Below are 17,025 nucleotides of genomic sequence, written 5' to 3' on the forward strand. Positions count from 1 at the left end.
CGAGTGGCCGACATCTGCCCGGATGGTCACGGCTGGAGCCCGTGCGGCTAACGCGGCGAGCGAAGGACCAGCACGGGCACCGGAGCGGCCAACATGGGCGCCGGAGTGGCCAACTCGGTGACCGGAGCGGCCAACATGAGTGCCGGAGTGGCCAACTCGGTGACCGGAGCGGCCAACATGAGTGCCGGAGTGGCCAACTCGGTGACCGGAGCGGCCAACATGAGTGCCGGAGTGGCCAACTCGGTGACCGGAGCGGCCAACATGAGTGCCGGAGTGGCCAACTCGGTGACCGGAGCGGCCAACATGAGTGCCGGAGTGGCCAACTCGGTGACCGGCACGGCCAACACAATGCCGGAGTGGCCAACTCGGTGACCGGAGCAGCCAACATGAGCGCCGGAGTGGCCAACACGGTGACCGGGGCGGCCAACGCAGAGACCGGTGCGGCCAATGCAGTGACCGGAGCGGCCAACACAATGCCGGAGTGGCCAACTCGGTGACCGGCGCGGCCAACACGGGCGCCGGAGTGGCCAACACCGTGACCCGAGTGGCCAACTCGGTGACCGGAGCGGCCAACATGGCAACGGACGCAGCCGGGCCTGGGTCAGTTGTCCTCGGCCGCCGGGGCGGTGCAGCGGCGCCACTGGACCTGGTCGCCGGTGCGGTCCGCGTGCCAGATTTCCGTGGCCGTGTCCGATTCCCAGGTCGGGACCAGACGTCCGGTCACCACCTGGCCGCGGGCCACGCGGCCGAACAACTCGACGCCGTCCGCTCGGCGGGCCGCCGGGATCCACGCGGGGAAGCGGGTCCGGGGCAGTTTCCGTTCGATCCACTCGCGGGCGGATCCTTCGGTGCCGTGGTCGGACTCGACGATGCTCGACACCGGGCCGTCGGCGCCGACGGTCAAGCCGATCGACGCACGCCAGCGCACGGTGGGGGCGGTACTCCGCCGGTCGGGTCCGGATCCTTCTGACATCCAGTCCAGGTTCCCGGAAGTTCGGGTCCGTGGGCCACTACACGTTCGGATGGATCGTCGTTCACTCACGGTGCCCCCCGACACTTACGGGACCTCGGTCCCTCAAGATCTTCCCCGCCCGGGTGATGTTTAATCACGTCCCGCCTCGGGGGAACTGAGTAGGCAGGGAACTGCGCGCCGCCGGAGCGGGGCGTGAGCAGCCGCGTCCCGCCCGTGAGAGCGGCCGGAACCGTCCACAGTGGACATCAAGGGCGTGCGCCGCGCCGAGGCCCGATCACGAACCCCTCCGCCCGGTTACCCGGGACCGGCGAGGGGACTACCGTAACGGAGTGAGCGAGGTGGTCGACGTGCCCTTCCAGCGTGATGTGGTGGTGGTCGGCGCCTCCGCCGGCGGCGTCGAGGCCCTGCGCACCCTGGTCCGGGCGCTGCCGGCGGACTTCCCGGCGGCCGTGCTGGCCGTCATGCACCTGTCGCCCGGCGCCTCGAGCGCCCTGCCCCAGATCCTGGCCCGCGCCGGCGCGCTGCCCGCCGTGGCCGCGCGGCACGGGGAACCGCTCACCCGGGGCGTCATCCACGTGGCCCCGCCCGATCGGCACCTGCTCATCGCCGACGGCACCCTGATGCTCAGCCGCGGCCCGACCGAGAACGGGCACCGGCCCGCCATCAACGCCACCTTCCGGTCCGCGGCGGTGGCCGCCGGCCCCGCGGCGATCGGGGTGGTGCTCTCCGGCGCGCTGGACGACGGCACCGCCGGGCTCTGCGCGATCGTGGAGCGGGGCGGCCTGGCGATGGTCCAGGACCCGGCCGACGCGCTCTACCCCGGGATGCCCGAGAACGCCCTGGTGCGCACGCCGACCGAGCACGTCTACCCGGCCGAAGTGCTCGGCAAGGTGCTGGACAAGCTGGTGCGCGCCCCGGCGGAGCCGGGCCCTGAGGACCAGCCGTCACCGGCGCTGCTGCTGGAGGACCGGATCGCGCGGGACGACGTCCGGCAGGACGCGGTAATCCCCGGCGACGGGACCCCGGCCTCGGGCTACAGCTGCCCGGACTGCCAGGGCACGTTGCTGGAGATGAGCAGGTCGCACGGGCAGTACCGCTGCCGCATCGGGCACGCGTGGTCGGCCGAAGCGCTGCTCAGCGCCCACGACGTCGAGTTCGAGCGGGCGTTGTGGACAGCCCTGCGCTCCCTCGACGAGAAGGCCGCGCTGGCCCGGCGCATGCAGCGCGACACCACCCACCGCGGGCTCGCCGGTCTGACCGGCCGGTACGACACCACCGTCCACGAGTGCACGACGGCGGCCGAAACCCTCCGGAGATTCCTCATCGCCCGGAACCCGGACCCCGGGTCCACGCCGTGACCGGCACCGGCACCGCCGTGTGGCTGGTGCCCGAACACCGCGGCGGCTCGACCGTGGTGACGGTGACCGGGACGCTGGTCCTGGACACCTACCCGGACCTGCGTGACGGCCTGTTGAAGATCGCCACGGACGCCCCCGACAGCGTGATCGCCGACATCGGGGGCCTCCGCATCGAAGACGACACCCTGGCGAGCGTCTTCTCCGTGGTCGCCATGCGGATCAGCGACTGGCCCGGGATCCCGTTCGCGCTCGTCTCCCCGCGGCCGGAACACCGGGCCGTGCTCGCGGGCCGGGCGGTCGACCGGTTCGTCGCGGTCCACGACGACGTCGGCACCGCCGAACGGAAACGGGACAGCCCGCCGCGGCGTCGCGCGGTGCAGCTGCTCGCGCCGACGACCGGGGCGTCGGCACTGGCCCGGCGGTTCGTCACCCGCGTCTGCGCGGAGTGGGGCGTGCCCGCGCACGAGGAGGACGCCCAGCTGATCGCCACCGAGCTGGTCGAGAACACCGTCCGGCACACCGTCTCCGCCCCACGGCTGCGCCTGGAGCTGCGGCGCGGCATCTTCACCGTCTCGGTCGGCGACGACGACCCGCGCCCGGCCGTGCTCCACGAGCGGCTCAGCGCCACCGAAGCCGGCCTCGGGCTGCAGCTGGTCGCGCAGGTCGCCCGGGTGTGGGGCTGCAGCCGGTCCTGGTCGGACGGCAAGGTGGTCTGGGCGGTGCTCACCACGCGCGGACGGCCGGGAAGGCGGGCCGGGTAGCCTGTCCCAGGTGACGGATCCCCGGCCGGAAGCCGACGACGATTTCGAATCGGTGCTCACGTATCTGAAGGAATCCCGCGGATTCGACTTCACCGGCTACAAGCGCACCAGCCTGATGCGGCGCGTCCAGCGGCGGATGAGCCAGGTCGGTGCCGAGACCTTCGCCGAGTACATCGACCAGCTGCAGGTCAACGCGGACGAGTTCGTCGCCCTGTTCAACACGATCCTCATCAACGTCACCGGGTTCTTCCGGGACCCCGACGCCTGGGACTACCTCCGCGAGCAGGTGATCCCCGCCCTGCTGGCCGAGCGCACCCCGGAAGAGCCGATCCGGGTCTGGAGCGCCGGGTGCGCGGCCGGCCAGGAGGCCTACAGCCTCGCGATCGCGTTCGCCGAGGCGATCGGGGTCGACGCTTTCCGCCAGCGGGTCAAGATCTACGCCACCGACGTCGACGAGGAGGCGCTCGGCCAGGCGCGGCAGGCGAGCTACACCCCGGCCGAGCTCGAGGGGATCCCCGACGGCAAGCTGGAGAAGTACTTCGAGCAGTACGGCAGCCGGTACAGCTTCCGCAAGGACCTGCGCCGCTCGGTGATCTTCGGCCGCAACGACCTCGTGCAGGACGCCCCGATCTCGCGGATCGACCTGCTCGTCTGCCGCAACACCCTGATGTACTTCAACGCGGACACCCAGACGAAGATCCTCGAGCGGTTCCACTTCGCGCTGTCCCCGCGGGGGATGATGTTCCTGGGCAAGGCCGAGATGCTGCTGAGCCACGGCCGCATCTTCGAACCGCTCGACCTCAAGCGGCGGGTGTTCCGCAAGGTGGCGAACTCGCCGGTGGGCTACAGCCGGTTCGTCACCTACGGCTACCCACCGCGGCGCCCGGCCGACGTCTCGGGCCTGGACCAGCTGCGCGAGCACGCGTTCTCGGCCAGCCCCGTCGCCCAGATCGTGGTGACCGGGGACGAGATCACGGCGCTGATCAACCAGCAGGCGGAGCTGGCGTTCGGACTGTCCGAACGCGACATCGGGCGCAAGCTGTGGGACCTCGACGTCTCCTACCGCCCGGTCGCCCTGCGCCCGTACGTCGAGCAGGCCCGGCTGGAGCGCCGGTCGCTGCGCATCAAGGACGTCGAGTGGCGCCGCGCCGGTGACGTCGTGTGGTACGAGGTGCACATCAACCCGTTGCTGGGCAAGGAGAAGAGCCTGCTCGGGGTGTCCGTGGTGTTCCACGACGTCAGCTGGGCGCGGCTGCTGCTCACCGAGCTCGAGCACTCGAACCGGCAGCTCGAGTCGGCCTACGAGGAGCTCCAGTCGACCAACGAGGAGCTGGAGACCACGAACGAGGAGCTCCAGTCCACTGTGGAGGAGCTGGAGACGACCAACGAGGAGCTCCAGTCCACCAACGAAGAGCTCGAAACCATGAACGAGGAGCTGCACTCCACCAACGACGAGCTGCAGACGATCAACGACGCCCTGCGTGACCGCGGCGTCGAGCTCGACGACCTGAACGACTTCCTCGAGTCGGTGCTGACCTCGATCCAGGCCGGGATCGTCGTGATCGACACCGAGATGCGGATCAAGGCCTGGAACCGCGGCGCCGAGGAACTCTGGGGTGTGCGGCGGGAAGAGGCCGAAGGCACCCACCTGCTCAACCTCGACATCGGCCTGCCGCTGGCCGAGCTGCGCCCGGTGGTCCGCGACGCGCTGGCCGACGCCGAGTCCCGCGCCGAGCTGACGCTGGACGCGATCAACCGCCGCGGCCGCGCGGTCGTCGTCCGGCTGATGTGCAGTCCCCTGAGCGGGGCCAGTGGGCTGAGCCAGGGCGCGTTGCTGATGATGGAGGAAACCCGCCCCGGTCCCGGCGGGTCCGCTTGAGCGGTGTCCTGTAAGTGACCGATCTGTCCGCTGGTTTCGGTGACTTCAAGGACACCCCCTAGTCTGTGGCCGTGAGCGAGTCGAGACGTGCCGGTGCCCGGGGTTCCGCCGGATCGTCGGAAGAACTGGCCCGCGCCCTCCTGGCCCAGGCCAGGAGCGCCGCGACCGCGGCGGTGCGCGAAGGGCTGGAAGACATCGAGGAGCGGCACGGTCAGCACGTCGCCGACGAGGTCGCCGGCCTGCTCGACGTCGCCGAGGTGTTCGCCGGTCTCGCCGACCACGACGTGCGGGTGCGCGACGACGACAGGGACACCAGGGATGACGACGGGCCCTGGGAGTTCAAGCCGGTGACCGCGGTGTGAGTGCCCCCGCGGTCACTTCCGCCAGTCGTAGCTCAGGACGGGCGGGTCGTCGGACCCCTTCGTGACGGTGAGGTGCTCTTCGGGGTGCGCGGTGGCGTAGCGGGTCATCTCGTCGTACATCCGGTCGCGCATGCCGACGTCCTGCACCTCGATCGTGGCGCGCTGGCCCAGCTGGTCGGGGTGCACGCCGGGCTCGGTGCGGATCCCCAGGTTCCAGAAGTGCCGCTTGTCGGTGCCGTCGGCGCCTTGGCCGTCGTTGGTGAAGTAGACCTCGCCGCTCTGCTTGTCGTAGATCTGCTGGGTCACCTTGATCTGGTCGTCGCCCTGGGCGGCGGAGAAGTACCCGGAGTCGTCGCCGGCGTCGCTGGTGTAGAAGCCGACCTCGCCGCCGAACGCCCCGCCGAAGCCGTAGCTGCCCTTCCACAGTTCCAGGCGGTACTGCTTCCCGGTCGCCGGGTCGGTGAACTCCATGTTGTCGCCTTGGGCGCTGGTGCGGTCGAGGTCCGCGCCGATGAGCTTCTCCATCTTGTCGTAGATGTCGTGCCAGCCCAGGTAACTCTGCACCGAGTGCTCGCCGGTCGTGTAGAAGTCGCCGTCCTCGACGTACTCGAAGCCGAAGTAGTCGTAGATCTTCCGCGCGACCGCGGGGTCCCGCATGATCGTGTCCCAGTCGCCCTCGAGCAGGGCGAGGTCGAGCTTCGGGTTCTTCGCGACCAGCGCGGCGAGGCCCGGGATCTCCCGCAGGATGATCGCGGCGATCTCGGCCGGGTTCCGCTTCTCCGAGCCGGCGAGCTCCCACACCCGGCCCGTCCGGTTGCGGATCTTCAGGCCTTCGACGAGCAGCACCGCGTCGTAGGTGGTCACGACGCGCTGCATGTCGGCCAGCAGGACGACGGCCCGCGCCTTGATGACCTTGTCCTCCGCCCAGGCGAGCACGACGGTGCCCGTGCCGCTCCCGAGGCCGCGCCACACGTTGTCGAGCTTCGTCTGCAACGCGTCGGCGTCCGCGCGTTTGCTCCGCGCTTCCAGCTGCGCCTTCGCCAGCGCGTCGCGGACCACCTCGAACGACCGCGCCGACTCCTCGAGATCCTCGGCCTGGTCGTCGCGGTTCTTCTTGAAGTCTTCGAGCGAGGACAACGCCGCTTCGCCGGCGCCGCCGTGCCAGGCCTCGCCCAGCTGGACACGGACGCTCTCCACGAGGGCCTTGGTGTCCTTGACCGCCTCCTTGGTGGCCCGGCAGGCGCGGGCACGGTCGTCGAGCTCGGTCGTGCTGCCCCGCTCCACCTGGTCGGCGAGCCGGCGGATCCGGTCGAACACCGAGGTCATCGGTCGATCCGTGCGAAGCCGCTGTCCAGGGCCTTCAGGAAGGCGTCGCGCGCGTCGGAATCGGTGCTGTCGTAGCTCTTCGCGGCCGCCTTGATGCTTGCGACGAGACTGTCGACCTGCTGCTGCGCGGCGTCGAGATCGTCCTTCCGGGTCAGCAGCCAGACGTCGTAGTCGCCCGCGTAGCCGGCGGCCCGGTCCGTGGCCCCGACGTTCGGCGCTCCCGCCGCGGAAAGCGACGGCGGCGTCCCCTCGCCGAGCTTGGCCGCCGCCTTGCTGATGTCCGCGACATCGACCTCGAAACCCACCGAACTTCCTCCCCGCGTGACGTTTCGCGCGGGCAATGTAACACTCGCGCCGGGGTGAGACGTCCGGTTCCGGAGTTTGGTTCCTACTTGTCCCGGCGCAGGTCAAGCCGCTCCGGGCGCCGCTCGAAGCCGGCCGACTCGTAGGTGGCGACGCCGCCGACGTTGGCGCTCCTGGTGCAGACGATCGCGCTCGACGAGCCCATTTTCCGGAGCTCGGCCGCCGCGGCGACCGTGATCGCCCGGCCGTGACCGCGGCCCCGGTGGTCCCGGTGCGCGCCCATCGGCTCGAGCAGCCCGGGCCGTCCCGGACCCGCCGACCACACCGTCACGACCGCCACCGCGTTGCCTTCGCCGTCGTACCCGAGCAGGGACCGGGCGTCGGCGTACGCCGATCCGGCCGCCATCGCCTGCCAGCGCTCTTCGGTGAACGTCGAGCGCTCGAACGACGCCCGCAGGACCGCGGCCCACTCGGGCGCCCGCTCCGGCCCGGCCACCTCGATCCGCAGGCCCGGGTCCGGCACCGGCTCCGTGAGGTCGCGGTGCAGCGGCGTCCACGGCTCGTCGGTCTGCCAGCCGCCCTCGGCCAGCACGTCCCGGAGCAGCACGCCGTCCGGGACCTCGAGGAACACCTGCCCGGCGGGCAGGACGCCGCGCTCCGGGTCGGCGATGTCTTCGGCCAGCCGGCGCGCCAGATCCTCGTCCTGCCGGACGTCCGGCGCGATCGTCAGCCGCAGGAGCTCCGGCGCGTCCAGCATCCCGACGGCGACGATCCGGCCGTCCCGGGTCCAGGTCCGCACGGCCGCGACCGTCGCCGCCACACCGAACCGCCGCTGCCAGCCCAGGTCTCCCGGATGCAGCTGCAGCGGCGTTTCGTCGCTCTGCCACTGCCGCAGCGCGTCCACGGCCTCGGTCAGGCCACTGACTGAAGGGGTCCCCACCACGATCGCCATGCCCGTGATCACACACCAGCGCGCAGGCGGCCGCATCCCGTTTTCCAGGCCGTCCTTACGTGGTCGCCGACAACAGGTCGACGACGTCTTCCGCGCGTTGCCGCTTCGCGAAGGCCTCCCGCTGCCGGTCGGCGCCGCCCTCACCGGCGATCAGGCGCGCGATCCCTTCCTCCGCGAACTCGCGGTCGCCGGCGGCGTCGAGTGCCGGTCCGGTCAGCGTGATCAGGTCCTCGAGCACCGCCGAGGCGGGCATCAGGTCGCCGGTGCGCGGGTGCGGGCAGCGGCCGGTGGCGCCGTCGCGCGACGCCCGCCAGAGCTGGGCGCGCAACACCTCGTTGGGCAGGTCCGGCGGGGGAGCGCTGTCGTCCAGCACCGTGGCGACCAGGCCGCGCGCCAGCACGGCGAGCAGGACCGCCTCTTCGGGCGTCGCGGCGACGTCGGCGATGCGGAACTCCAGCGTCGGCTGGTTTTCCGAGAGCCGGACGTCCCAGTAGACCATCCCGCGGTCGAGGATCGAGCCCGCGCGCAGCCACGCGTCGACGACGCTCTCGTACTCGTCGAGGGAGGCGAACTTCGGTGGCGGGCCGGCCGAGGGCCAGCGGCTCCACTGCTGGTAGCGCCAGCTGTGGTAGCCGGTGTCGTAGCCGTCGGTGATCGGCGAGTTGGCAGTCAGGGTGAGCAGCGCCGGCAGCCACGGCCGGACCCGGTTCAGCACCGCGATCCCGGTTTCCTTGTCCGGGATCGCGACGTGCACGTGGCAGCCGCAGGTGAGCGCGGTCCGCGCGGTGGCGCCGAAGTGGTCGGCCATCTGCTCGTAGCGCGGGGTGGGCGTGATGATCGGTGCTTCCACTTCGGACAGTGGCGCGCAGCCGCTGGGCAGCAGCCGGAGCCCGCGCTTGGCGGCCGCTCCGGCGAGATCGGCCCGCAGCCCGCGCAGCTGGCTCAGGGCACCGGAATGGGTGCGGCAGATGTCGGTGGCGGCCTCGGCCTGGGTCCGGGTGAGCTCGTGCTGCAGCTCGCCCCGGTTGCCACCGGCCGCTTCCGCGGCGTCGACGACGTCGTCGCCGGCGTGCGACAGCATTGCCCGGCGGTCGACGACGAAGAACTCCTCTTCGACGCCGAAAGTCAGTACCTGGTCTGTCACCGGGATTCTCCTGGGGTTGGGGGAACCAGCGGGATACCCGGACGCGGTATGCGGCAAACCGGGTGACCGCATGACTACGCTTGTGTGATCGCGCGCGCTCGGGGTACTAACCGTGGCATGGAGTGGCACGAAGAGCTGCACGAGCAAGCCGACGAACGGGTCGAGCGCCTGGACGAGCGGTTGTGGCGGGTGGCGACCGCGCTGCACACGCGGCCCGAACCGTCCTTCGAGGAGCATGCCGCGGCCGCGCTGCTGACCGGCGAACTGGCCGAGGACGGCTTCGAGGTCGAGACCGGCACCGCCGGCCTGCCCACGGCGTTCGTCGCGCGCGCCGGCACCGGACGTCCCTGTGTGGCCCTCCTGCTGGAGTACGACGCGGTGCCCGGCCTCGGGCACGCCTCCGGCCACAACCTGGTCGCCGCGGCCGGGCTCGGCGCCGCGCTGGCCACCAAGGACGTGCTCGGCGACAGCCGGGGCTCGCTGCTCGCGGTCGGCGCGCCGGCCGAGGAAACCGGCGGCGGCAAGCAGGCGCTCGCCGAAGCGGGGATCTTCGACGACGTCGACGCGGTGCTGATGGTCCACCCCGGCGTGCACTCCTGGTCGTGGGCGCCGCTGACCGCGCGGGTCGAGCTGAAGATCACCTTCCACGGCCGCGCCGCGCACCCGACCGGCGACCCCGAGCACGGCATCGACGCGCTCGCCTCGCTCCTCCAGACGTTCGGCGCGCTGTCGGCCCTGCGTCAGCGGCTGCCCGCGGGCGCGCACGTCCAGGGCATCGTCACCCACGGCGGCGAGGCGACCACCGTCGTGCCCGACCGCGCCGAAGGCCGCTTCGGGCTCCGCGCGCTCACCACGGCGGCGCTGGACCAGCTGGCCGAAGACGTCTCGACGTGCGCGCAGGGCGCGGCTCTGGCGACCGGGGCGAAGGTGGACGTCGAACGCCTCGGCCGCGGTTACGCGCACTTCCGCGACAACCCGGTGCTGTCCGAGCGGTTCACCGAGCACCTGGCCGCGTGCGGCATCCACGCCGGCCCGCCCCAGCCGGGGGTGTACCTCGGTTCGTCGGACATCGGCGACGTCAGCCTCCGCGTCCCGGCGATCCACCCGTTCGTGGCGATCGCGGCCGAGGAGCACCCGGACCACACCCGGGAGTTCGCGGAAGCGGCGGCGAGCCCCCGCGGCCGCTCGGCGATGCTGGCCTCGGCTTCGGCACTGGCCCGCACGGCGATCGACCTGCGGACGCACCCGTCACTGGTCAGCCGGGCCTGGGACTACTTCCGCGCCCAGGCCCGGAACGGGGTCTGAAGTCCGTGAAGGACTCCTTACCGGCTCTTATGGCCGGTAAGGAGTCCTTCACGGACCTACGCCACCGAGGTGTAGTGCGAAGCGTCGCCTTCGAGGGACTCGCTCGGCGTGCCGTCGACGCCCGCCGGGATGTCGCCCGCCACGGTGACGCGGTTGAGGCGGCGGGGGAGACCGTCGTAGTTGTCGATCGCGTAGTGCTGGGTGATCCGGTTGTCGAACAGCACCAGCTGGTTCGGCTCCCACGCCACCCGCACGATGTTCTCCGGCCGTGTGACGTAGGACTGCAGCAGCCGCAGCAGGTCCCGTGACTCGCTCACCGACAGCCCCGCGATCCGCTGCGCGAAGCCGCCGATGAACAGGCCGCGCTCGCCGGTCGCCGGGTGCACGCGCACCACCGGGTGCAGGGTCCGGTACTTGCGCGACACGAACTGGGCGCGCCGGGCCTGCTCCTTCTCGTCGAGCGTCTCCGGCGGCCGGACGTAGTCGTAGTCGTTGGTGTGCTCCGCGCGCAGCGTGTCCGCGAACGCCCGCAGCGGTTCCGGCAGGTCGCGGTAGGCCGCGCCGGCGTTCGCGATCAGCGTCTCCCCGCCGTAGGGCGGCACCACGAGGCTGCGCAGGGTGCTCGCCTTCGGCGGGTTGAGCACGAAGGTGACGTCGGTGTGCCAGTGGTTGGCGCGGCCCTGCTCGCTGTCGACCGGCAGGATCGTCGGGGCGCCGTCGGCGGCGGGCACGGTCGGGTGCGCCTTGGTCAGCTCGCCGAAGCGGGCGGCGAACCGCTGCTGGCCCTCGTCGTCGAGCTCGACGTTCCGGAAGACGAGCGCCTTGTGCTCGTGCAGGGCGTCGGTCAGGAACGCGATCTGGGTGGCGTCGAGGTCGCCGGCGGGGTCGAAGCCGATGATCTCGGCGCCGATCCTCCCGGTGAGCTTGCGGACGTCGGTGCCGATGGTGGTCATGCGGGCTCCTTCACTCGGTTGCGGTTGACGGGACGCGCGAGGCCGTAGTGCTCGCGCAGGGTGGATCCGGTGTAGTCGGTGCGGAAGAGCCCGCGCCGCTGCAGTTCCGGGACGACGAGGTCGACGAAGTCGTCGAGCCCGCCGGGCAGGGTCGGCGGCATGACGTTGAAGCCGTCCGCGGCGCCGCCGGTGAACCAGGCCTCCAGCTCGTCGGCGACCTGGACCGGCGTGCCGGCGAAGACGCGGTGCCCGCGCCCGCCCGCCAGCCGTTCCAGCAGCTGCCGGATGGTCAGGTCCTCGCGCCGGGCCAGGCCGACGACCAGCTCGAACCGGCTCTGGCCGCCTTCGGTGAAGCTGCCCACCTCGGGCAGCGGGCCGTCGAGCGGGTAGCCGGTGACGTCGTGGTCGAGCATCTTCGACAGCTGCCGCAGCCCGTACTCTGGCGTGATCAGCGCGTTCAGCTCGGCTTCGCGCCGGCGCGCCTCGGCTTCGGTGCGGCCCAGGATCGGCGAGATGCCCGGGAGGATCTTGATCTCGTCCGGCGTCCGGCCGTACTTCGCGAGCCGGCCCTTCACGTCGTCGTAGAACGCCTTCCCTTCCTCCAACGTCTGTTGCGCGGTGAACACGGCCTCGGCGTGGCGGGCCGCGTACTCCTTGCCGGTCTCGGACGACCCGGCCTGCACGAGCAGCGGGTGGCCCTGCGGCGGCCGTTCGATGTTCAGCGGCCCGCGGACCTGGAAGTGTTCGCCGTCGTGCGCGATCGGGCGGATCCGGTCGGTGTCGGCGTAGAGGCCGGTCTCGCGGTCGACCAGGGCGGCGTCGTCGTCCCAGCTGTCCCACAGCTTCTTGACAACGTCGATGAACTCGTCCGCCCGCTCGTAGCGGGAGGCGTGCGACGGCCGCTTGGCCAAGTTGAAGTTGCGCGCCTCGTCGATGCCCGCCGACGTCACGATGTTCCAGCCCGCGCGGCCGCCGGAGAGGTGGTCGAGCGAGGCGAACTTCCGGGCCAGGTGGTACGGCTCGTTGTAGGTGGTCGACGCCGTCGCGATCAGTCCGATGTGGACCGTGGACGCGGCGAGCGCCGACAGCAGCGTGAGCGGCTCGAAGTGGCTGTGCGAGTTGTGCTTCACGTTGCCCCACAGCGCGACGCCGTCGGCGAGGAACAGCGAGTCGAGTTTGCCCCGCTCGGCCGTCCGGGCGATGTCGACGTAGTGCTGCAGCGTCCGGGCCCGGCGCGGGTCGGTCGTGGGGTGCCGCCAGGCGGCTTCGTGGTGGCCGTTCGGCATCACGAACGCGTTCAGGTGCAGTTGCCTGGTCATGGCTTCTCCTTGGGACGCCAGGTCGAGAACCGCCGTTCGAGGACGACGAAACCGGAGTTCACGAGCACTCCGAGCACCGAGACCGCGATGATCCCGGCGTACATCTGGGGAATCTGGAAGTTCACCTGGCTGGTGTTGATCAGGTAGCCGAGCCCGGCCTTGGCGCCGACCATCTCCGCGGCCACCAGCACCAGGATCGAGTAGGACGCCGCCATCCGGATGCCGGTGAACACCGTCGGCACCGCCGAGGGCAGGATCACCTTCCGGAACAGCCGCGGGCTGGACAGCCCGAGCGAGCGCGCGGCCTTGACCAGCAACGGGTCCACGGTGTTGACCCCGGCGATCGTGTTGAGCAGCACCGGCCACACGCAGGCGTAGACCACGAGGGTGACCTTCGACAGCTCGCCGATGCCCAGCAGCAGCGTGAACACCGGCAGCAGGGCGAGGGCGGCGGTGTTGCGGGCCAGTTCCAGCAGCGGCTGCAGGAACCGCGCGACCGGCCGGTACCAGCCGATCAGCAGCCCGAGCGGGACGGCCACGGCGACGGCGATCGCGAACCCGGCGGCGGACCGGCCGACGCTCGCCACCAGGTGGTCGGCGAGCTGGCCGTCGAGGGTCAGCTCCCACAGCGCCTGCAGGTCTTCGGACAGCGGCGGCAGGAACGTCCGGGTGCTCTCGTCGAGGACGAACCGGGGGAGCAGCTCCCAGAGCGCCACGAACAGCACGACGGCGGCCGAGCCGTGCACCGCGCGGGTCAGCTTCTTCGTGAACCGCCGCGGCCGGGGCGGCGGGGCCGCGGGTCCGGTGTGGACAGCCGGGGCGTCGAGGGTGGTCGTCATCCGACGGCACTCCGTTCGGTCTCGGCGGCCTTGCGGACCTCGTCGTGCAGCAGCTCCCACAGCCGGTGGCGCTGCCGCCCGAACTCGGGGGACGACCGGATGTCTCCGGCGCGGTCCCCGAGGTCGACGTCGACCACGTCCTTGAGCCGCCCGGGCCGGGACGTCAGCACCGCGACCCGCTGGCCGAGGTAGACGGCCTCGTCGATGCCGTGGGTGATGAACACGATCGTCTTGCCGGTGCGGCGCCAGATCCGCAGCAGCTCGTCCTGCAGCTGCTCGCGGGTCTGGGCGTCGAGCGCGGCGAACGGCTCGTCCATCAGCAGCACGGCGGGGTCGTAGGCGAGGCTGCGTGCGATCGCGACACGCTGCTTCATCCCGCCGGACAGCTCGTGCGGGTAACGGTCCTCGAAGCCGGAAAGCCCGACCAGGGCGAGGTATTCGCGCGCCCGCCCGGCCCGCTGCCGCTTGCCGAGGGACCCGCCTTCGAGACCGAACTCGACGTTGGCGCGGGCGGTGCGCCACGGGAACAGCGCGTACTGCTGGAAGACGACCCCGCGATCGAGACCGGGGCCGCGCACCGGCTCGCCGTCGATGAGGATCTCGCCGGCCGTCGGGGTGGTGAGGCCGCCGAGCAGGTCGAGCAGCGTCGACTTGCCCGAGCCGCTCGGCCCGACGAGGGACAGGAACGTGCCGTCGGCGATGTCGAGGGAGACGTCGTCGAGTGCGGTCAATGCGCCGAAAGTCTTGGTCACGGACCGGATCTCGATCACTTGGTCACCGCCGGGGCGCCGTCGCGGTAGGGGTTGAACTCGTTGGTGTAGAGCTTCCCGGTGTCCAGCGCGTCCCTCTTGATGAGACCCTGCTGCTTCAGCCACGGCGACCAGAGCGTGTAGTCCTTCTCGGAGATCAGGCCGCCGTGGGTGACGCCGACGCTCTTCCAGTACTGCAGCGTGTTCGTGTTCTCGTTGCGCCCACGCGCCTGGATGATCTTGGTGAACCGGGCGATCACCTGGTCCCGGGGTGTGGTGCGTTCCCATTCGATCGCCCGCGCCACGGCGGAGACGAAGATCTTCGTCGTTTCGGGGTATTTCTTGATGAAGTCGGTGCGCAGCACGTACGGGCCGCCGTTGTACGCGCCGAACGCCTGGACGTCGCTGAACAGCGATCGCACCCCGCCGGTCGCGACGGCGTGGTCCTGCAGGATGCCCTGCAGCGCCGCGACGTCGAGCTGGCCGTTGCGCAGCGCCTGTTCGGCGTTGACCGGCGGGATGACGACGAGCTGCACCTGCTTGATCTCCTCGTCGGACAGCCCTTCCCGTTTGAGCCAGAGGTCCAGGGCGGCTTCGAGGTTGGCGCCCGCGGTGTTGACGCCGACCTTCTTGCCGATCAGGTCGCGGGCGGTCCGGATCGGACTGTCCTCTTTGGTGTAGAAGCCGAGGAAGGCCTTTTCGTCGGAGCCGTAGTAGTTGACGACCGCCTTGACCGGGGCGCCGGCCTCGACGAGCTTCACGACCGCGCCGGTGAAGGCGCCGCCGAAGTCGGTCTGGTCGGTGGCCGCGGACTGGATGTCCTGCGGGCCGCTGATCGTGTTGCCGACCCACTTCAGCTTGACCGGGCCGAGGTAGCCCAGGTCTTCGGCGAGCTCGGGCAGGGTCACGGAGTTCGCGCTGCCCTGGTACCGGAGTTCGAGTTTCTCGGGTTGTCCGGGCGCACCGGTGGCCGTCGCCGACGCGCACCCGGACAGCAGCACCGCGGCGGCGATGAGGGCGGGCAGAGTTTTCTTCACGGTGGGGTTCTTTCGGCTCGGGAGTCGGCACGACGTGACCACCGGCCGATGTGGCCGGCGGGGCGCCGGTGGGGATACCGCAATTGTTCGCAGCCGCCGCGACCGCGGTCAACTTTGCGAGTTTCTGAATTAACTACCGCGGTTCACGAGGCATGCGAAAGGTGCGTGAGGAGCGGGCCGAGCGGGTCGTCGTAGAGGATGTCGAGCAGCACCGCGCCGCCGGCCGTCGCCAGTTCCGTGCCCGGGAAGCTCGTCGCCACAACGGTTTCCGCCGGTTCGGCGCAGGTCCGGGAGCGGGCGCGGACTTCGTCCCGGATGGCGGGAAGACACCCGGGCACCTGGGCTACACTCCGGTCGACCAGCACGAGCACGGCCGGGTTCAGCACGTCGAGCAGCAACGCCGCGGCCTGGCCGATCAGCCGTGCGCGGTCCTGGAACAACCGCACCGCCGCGGTTTCGCCGTTCGTGGCGAGGGCCAGCAATTCCGGAAAGGACACGCCGGCGTTGCGTGCGAGCGTCGCTTCCGAAACGGTCGCCTCCAGGCAGCCGGTGCGCCCGCAGCGGCAGGGTTCGGTGCTGTCGTCGACCGGCAGGTGTGCCACCGCGCCCGCCGCCGAACGCGGGCCGTGGTGCACCACCGCGCCGGTGGCGAACGCCGCGTCGACGACGTTGCCGGTGAACAACTGCACGACGCTTTCCCGCGCCCGCGGGTGACCGAAGAGCTGTTCGGCGTGCACGAGCGACCGCGCGTGCCCGTCGACCGCCACGGTGAGCCCGGTCGACGCCGTCAGGAGGTCGCGCACCGGGACGTCACGCCAGCCGAGCAGCGGGTGGTCGACGACGGTGCCGGAGTCGCGGTCCACCCAGCCGCCGGTGGCGAAGCCGAGGCCGAGCGGTTCGCGGTCCGGCGCGTGGCCGAGCAGGAGGTCGTCGAGGATCTCCGCGGCCCGCGCGAGCAGGTCTTCGGGAGGCAGCCCGTCGTGTGGTTCTTCGTGCTGCGCCAGGACGTTCCCGCGGATGTCGAGCAGAGCGACGGTCGCGTGGTGCACGGCCAGGTGCAGCGCGCCGACGACGTGCCGCCCGGTGTCGAGGCCGACCGGCACGTGCGGCCGGCCGACGCTCCGACGGGGCTCGGCTTCGGGGAACTCCCGCAGCAACCCCAGCCGGGTGAGGTCCGCGGTGTGCCCGGTGACGGCGGCTGCGGACAGGCCTGTCCGCCGCGCGATGGTGCTGCGCGCGATCGGCCCGTCGTCGAGGACCGCCCGCAGGACCGCGCTCGCGCTGGCACTGCGCCGGGCGCCGCGCGCGTCCGTCCTCTGTGGACCGCCGGCCCCCGTCATGGCCTGATCGTGGCAGACGTCGCGGCGCGCGAACAGCGTGCCCAGGATGCAGGACTTGACGCATACCCATATGGGCATATGATTGCCGCGTGGCACGAGCAGCGACGACGGCGGACACCTTCAACGCGGTCGCCGAACCCCGGCGGCGGCAGATCCTCGACGAGCTCATGGCCGGCGAGCGGTCGGTCGGCGATCTCGTCGCCCGGCTCGGGCTGGCGCAGCCGCAGGTGTCCAAACACCTGCGGGTGCTGCGCGAGGTGGGGGCGGTGGACGTCCGCGACGAGGGCCGGCAGCGCGTCTACCGGCTCAACGGCGCCGCGCTGAAACCCATCCACGACTGGGTCAAACGCTACGAACAGACGTGGTCGGAACGCTTCGAGCTGCTGGACGACGTACTCGAGGAACTCAAGGAACAGGAGAAGTGA

18 protein-coding genes are annotated in these 17,025 nt (G+C 71.2%); 7 read left to right on the plus strand and 11 right to left on the minus strand.

Annotated features, from left to right (window positions below):
- Positions 1–93: 93 nt before the first annotated feature.
- Positions 94–372: a hypothetical protein gene (locus OHS18_RS03065; protein WP_328615829.1), complete on the plus strand. Its 279-nt coding sequence runs from the start codon at positions 94–96 to the stop codon at positions 370–372.
- Positions 373–601: 229 nt separating this feature from the next.
- Here the strand turns inward: OHS18_RS03065 and OHS18_RS03070 are convergent, their stop codons facing one another.
- Positions 602–928 (minus strand): hypothetical protein, encoded by a 327-nt coding sequence (locus OHS18_RS03070; protein WP_328456308.1) that lies wholly within the window; start codon positions 926–928, stop codon positions 602–604.
- Between the two features lie 392 nt (positions 929–1,320).
- Between OHS18_RS03070 and OHS18_RS03075 the strand changes: the two genes are divergently transcribed.
- The 4 genes from OHS18_RS03075 (at position 1,321) to OHS18_RS03090 (ending at position 5,333) form a co-directional block, all read left to right on the plus strand.
- The gene (locus tag OHS18_RS03075) at positions 1,321–2,331 is read left to right on the plus strand and encodes a chemotaxis protein CheB (RefSeq protein ID WP_328618720.1); all 1,011 of its coding nucleotides are present in this window, start codon (positions 1,321–1,323) and stop codon (positions 2,329–2,331) included.
- Positions 2,328–3,092, plus strand: a complete 765-nt coding sequence (locus OHS18_RS03080) for an ATP-binding protein (protein WP_328615830.1) — start codon at positions 2,328–2,330, stop codon at positions 3,090–3,092. Before OHS18_RS03075 ends, OHS18_RS03080 begins: the two co-directional genes overlap by 4 nt.
- A 10-nt stretch (positions 3,093–3,102) precedes the next feature.
- Positions 3,103–4,971, plus strand: coding sequence for a CheR family methyltransferase (locus OHS18_RS03085; protein WP_328456304.1), 1,869 nt, complete (start codon positions 3,103–3,105; stop codon positions 4,969–4,971).
- Between the two features lie 71 nt (positions 4,972–5,042).
- Positions 5,043–5,333 carry a hypothetical protein gene (locus OHS18_RS03090; protein WP_328615831.1) on the plus strand — a complete coding sequence of 97 codons (291 nt, stop codon included), beginning with the start codon at positions 5,043–5,045 and terminating at the stop codon, positions 5,331–5,333.
- A 12-nt stretch (positions 5,334–5,345) separates the two neighbouring features.
- Here OHS18_RS03090 and OHS18_RS03095 read toward each other — a convergent pair whose 3' ends face one another.
- The 4 genes from OHS18_RS03095 to OHS18_RS03110 form a co-directional block, all read right to left on the minus strand.
- On the minus strand, positions 5,346–6,659 hold the full coding sequence (locus tag OHS18_RS03095) for a DUF4474 domain-containing protein (RefSeq protein WP_328615832.1): 1,314 nt from the start codon (positions 6,657–6,659) through the stop codon (positions 5,346–5,348).
- Positions 6,656–6,964, minus strand: coding sequence for a hypothetical protein (locus tag OHS18_RS03100; RefSeq protein ID WP_328615833.1), 309 nt, complete (start codon positions 6,962–6,964; stop codon positions 6,656–6,658). Before OHS18_RS03100 ends, OHS18_RS03095 begins: the two co-directional genes overlap by 4 nt.
- An 83-nt stretch (positions 6,965–7,047) precedes the next feature.
- Positions 7,048–7,914 (minus strand): GNAT family N-acetyltransferase, encoded by an 867-nt coding sequence (locus OHS18_RS03105; RefSeq protein ID WP_328615834.1) that lies wholly within the window; start codon positions 7,912–7,914, stop codon positions 7,048–7,050.
- A 55-nt stretch (positions 7,915–7,969) separates the two neighbouring features.
- The gene (locus tag OHS18_RS03110; RefSeq protein ID WP_328615835.1) at positions 7,970–9,058 is read right to left on the minus strand and encodes a carboxylate-amine ligase; all 1,089 of its coding nucleotides are present in this window, start codon (positions 9,056–9,058) and stop codon (positions 7,970–7,972) included.
- A 117-nt stretch (positions 9,059–9,175) separates the two neighbouring features.
- Between OHS18_RS03110 and OHS18_RS03115 the strand changes: the two genes are divergently transcribed.
- Positions 9,176–10,363, plus strand: coding sequence for an amidohydrolase (locus OHS18_RS03115; protein WP_328615836.1), 1,188 nt, complete (start codon positions 9,176–9,178; stop codon positions 10,361–10,363).
- Between the two features lie 56 nt (positions 10,364–10,419).
- On the opposite strand, the gene OHS18_RS03120 is transcribed toward OHS18_RS03115, so the two are convergent.
- The 6 genes from OHS18_RS03120 to OHS18_RS03145 form a co-directional block, all read right to left on the minus strand.
- Positions 10,420–11,316: a TauD/TfdA dioxygenase family protein gene (locus OHS18_RS03120; protein ID WP_328615837.1), complete on the minus strand. Its 897-nt coding sequence runs from the start codon at positions 11,314–11,316 to the stop codon at positions 10,420–10,422.
- Positions 11,313–12,635 (minus strand): LLM class flavin-dependent oxidoreductase, encoded by a 1,323-nt coding sequence (locus OHS18_RS03125; RefSeq protein ID WP_328615838.1) that lies wholly within the window; start codon positions 12,633–12,635, stop codon positions 11,313–11,315. The genes OHS18_RS03120 and OHS18_RS03125 overlap by 4 nt, the downstream gene beginning before the upstream one ends.
- Positions 12,632–13,474 carry an ABC transporter permease gene (locus OHS18_RS03130; protein ID WP_328615839.1) on the minus strand — a complete coding sequence of 281 codons (843 nt, stop codon included), beginning with the start codon at positions 13,472–13,474 and terminating at the stop codon, positions 12,632–12,634. Before OHS18_RS03130 ends, OHS18_RS03125 begins: the two co-directional genes overlap by 4 nt.
- Complete coding sequence (locus OHS18_RS03135; RefSeq protein ID WP_328615840.1) at positions 13,471–14,244, minus strand: ABC transporter ATP-binding protein; 774 nt, start codon at positions 14,242–14,244, stop codon at positions 13,471–13,473. The genes OHS18_RS03130 and OHS18_RS03135 overlap by 4 nt, the downstream gene beginning before the upstream one ends.
- On the minus strand, positions 14,241–15,260 hold the full coding sequence (locus tag OHS18_RS03140) for an ABC transporter substrate-binding protein (RefSeq protein ID WP_328615841.1): 1,020 nt from the start codon (positions 15,258–15,260) through the stop codon (positions 14,241–14,243). The genes OHS18_RS03135 and OHS18_RS03140 overlap by 4 nt, the downstream gene beginning before the upstream one ends.
- A 143-nt stretch (positions 15,261–15,403) precedes the next feature.
- Positions 15,404–16,600, minus strand: a complete 1,197-nt coding sequence (locus OHS18_RS03145) for an ROK family transcriptional regulator (protein ID WP_328615842.1) — start codon at positions 16,598–16,600, stop codon at positions 15,404–15,406.
- An 89-nt stretch (positions 16,601–16,689) separates the two neighbouring features.
- Here OHS18_RS03145 and OHS18_RS03150 point away from each other — a divergent pair, with 89 nt between their 5' ends.
- Entirely contained in the window at positions 16,690–17,025 is a 336-nt protein-coding gene (locus tag OHS18_RS03150) for an ArsR/SmtB family transcription factor (RefSeq protein WP_328615843.1), read from the plus strand.

It is taken from the genome of Amycolatopsis sp. NBC_00355 (assembly GCF_036104975.1).
GTDB lineage: Bacteria > Actinomycetota > Actinomycetes > Mycobacteriales > Pseudonocardiaceae > Amycolatopsis.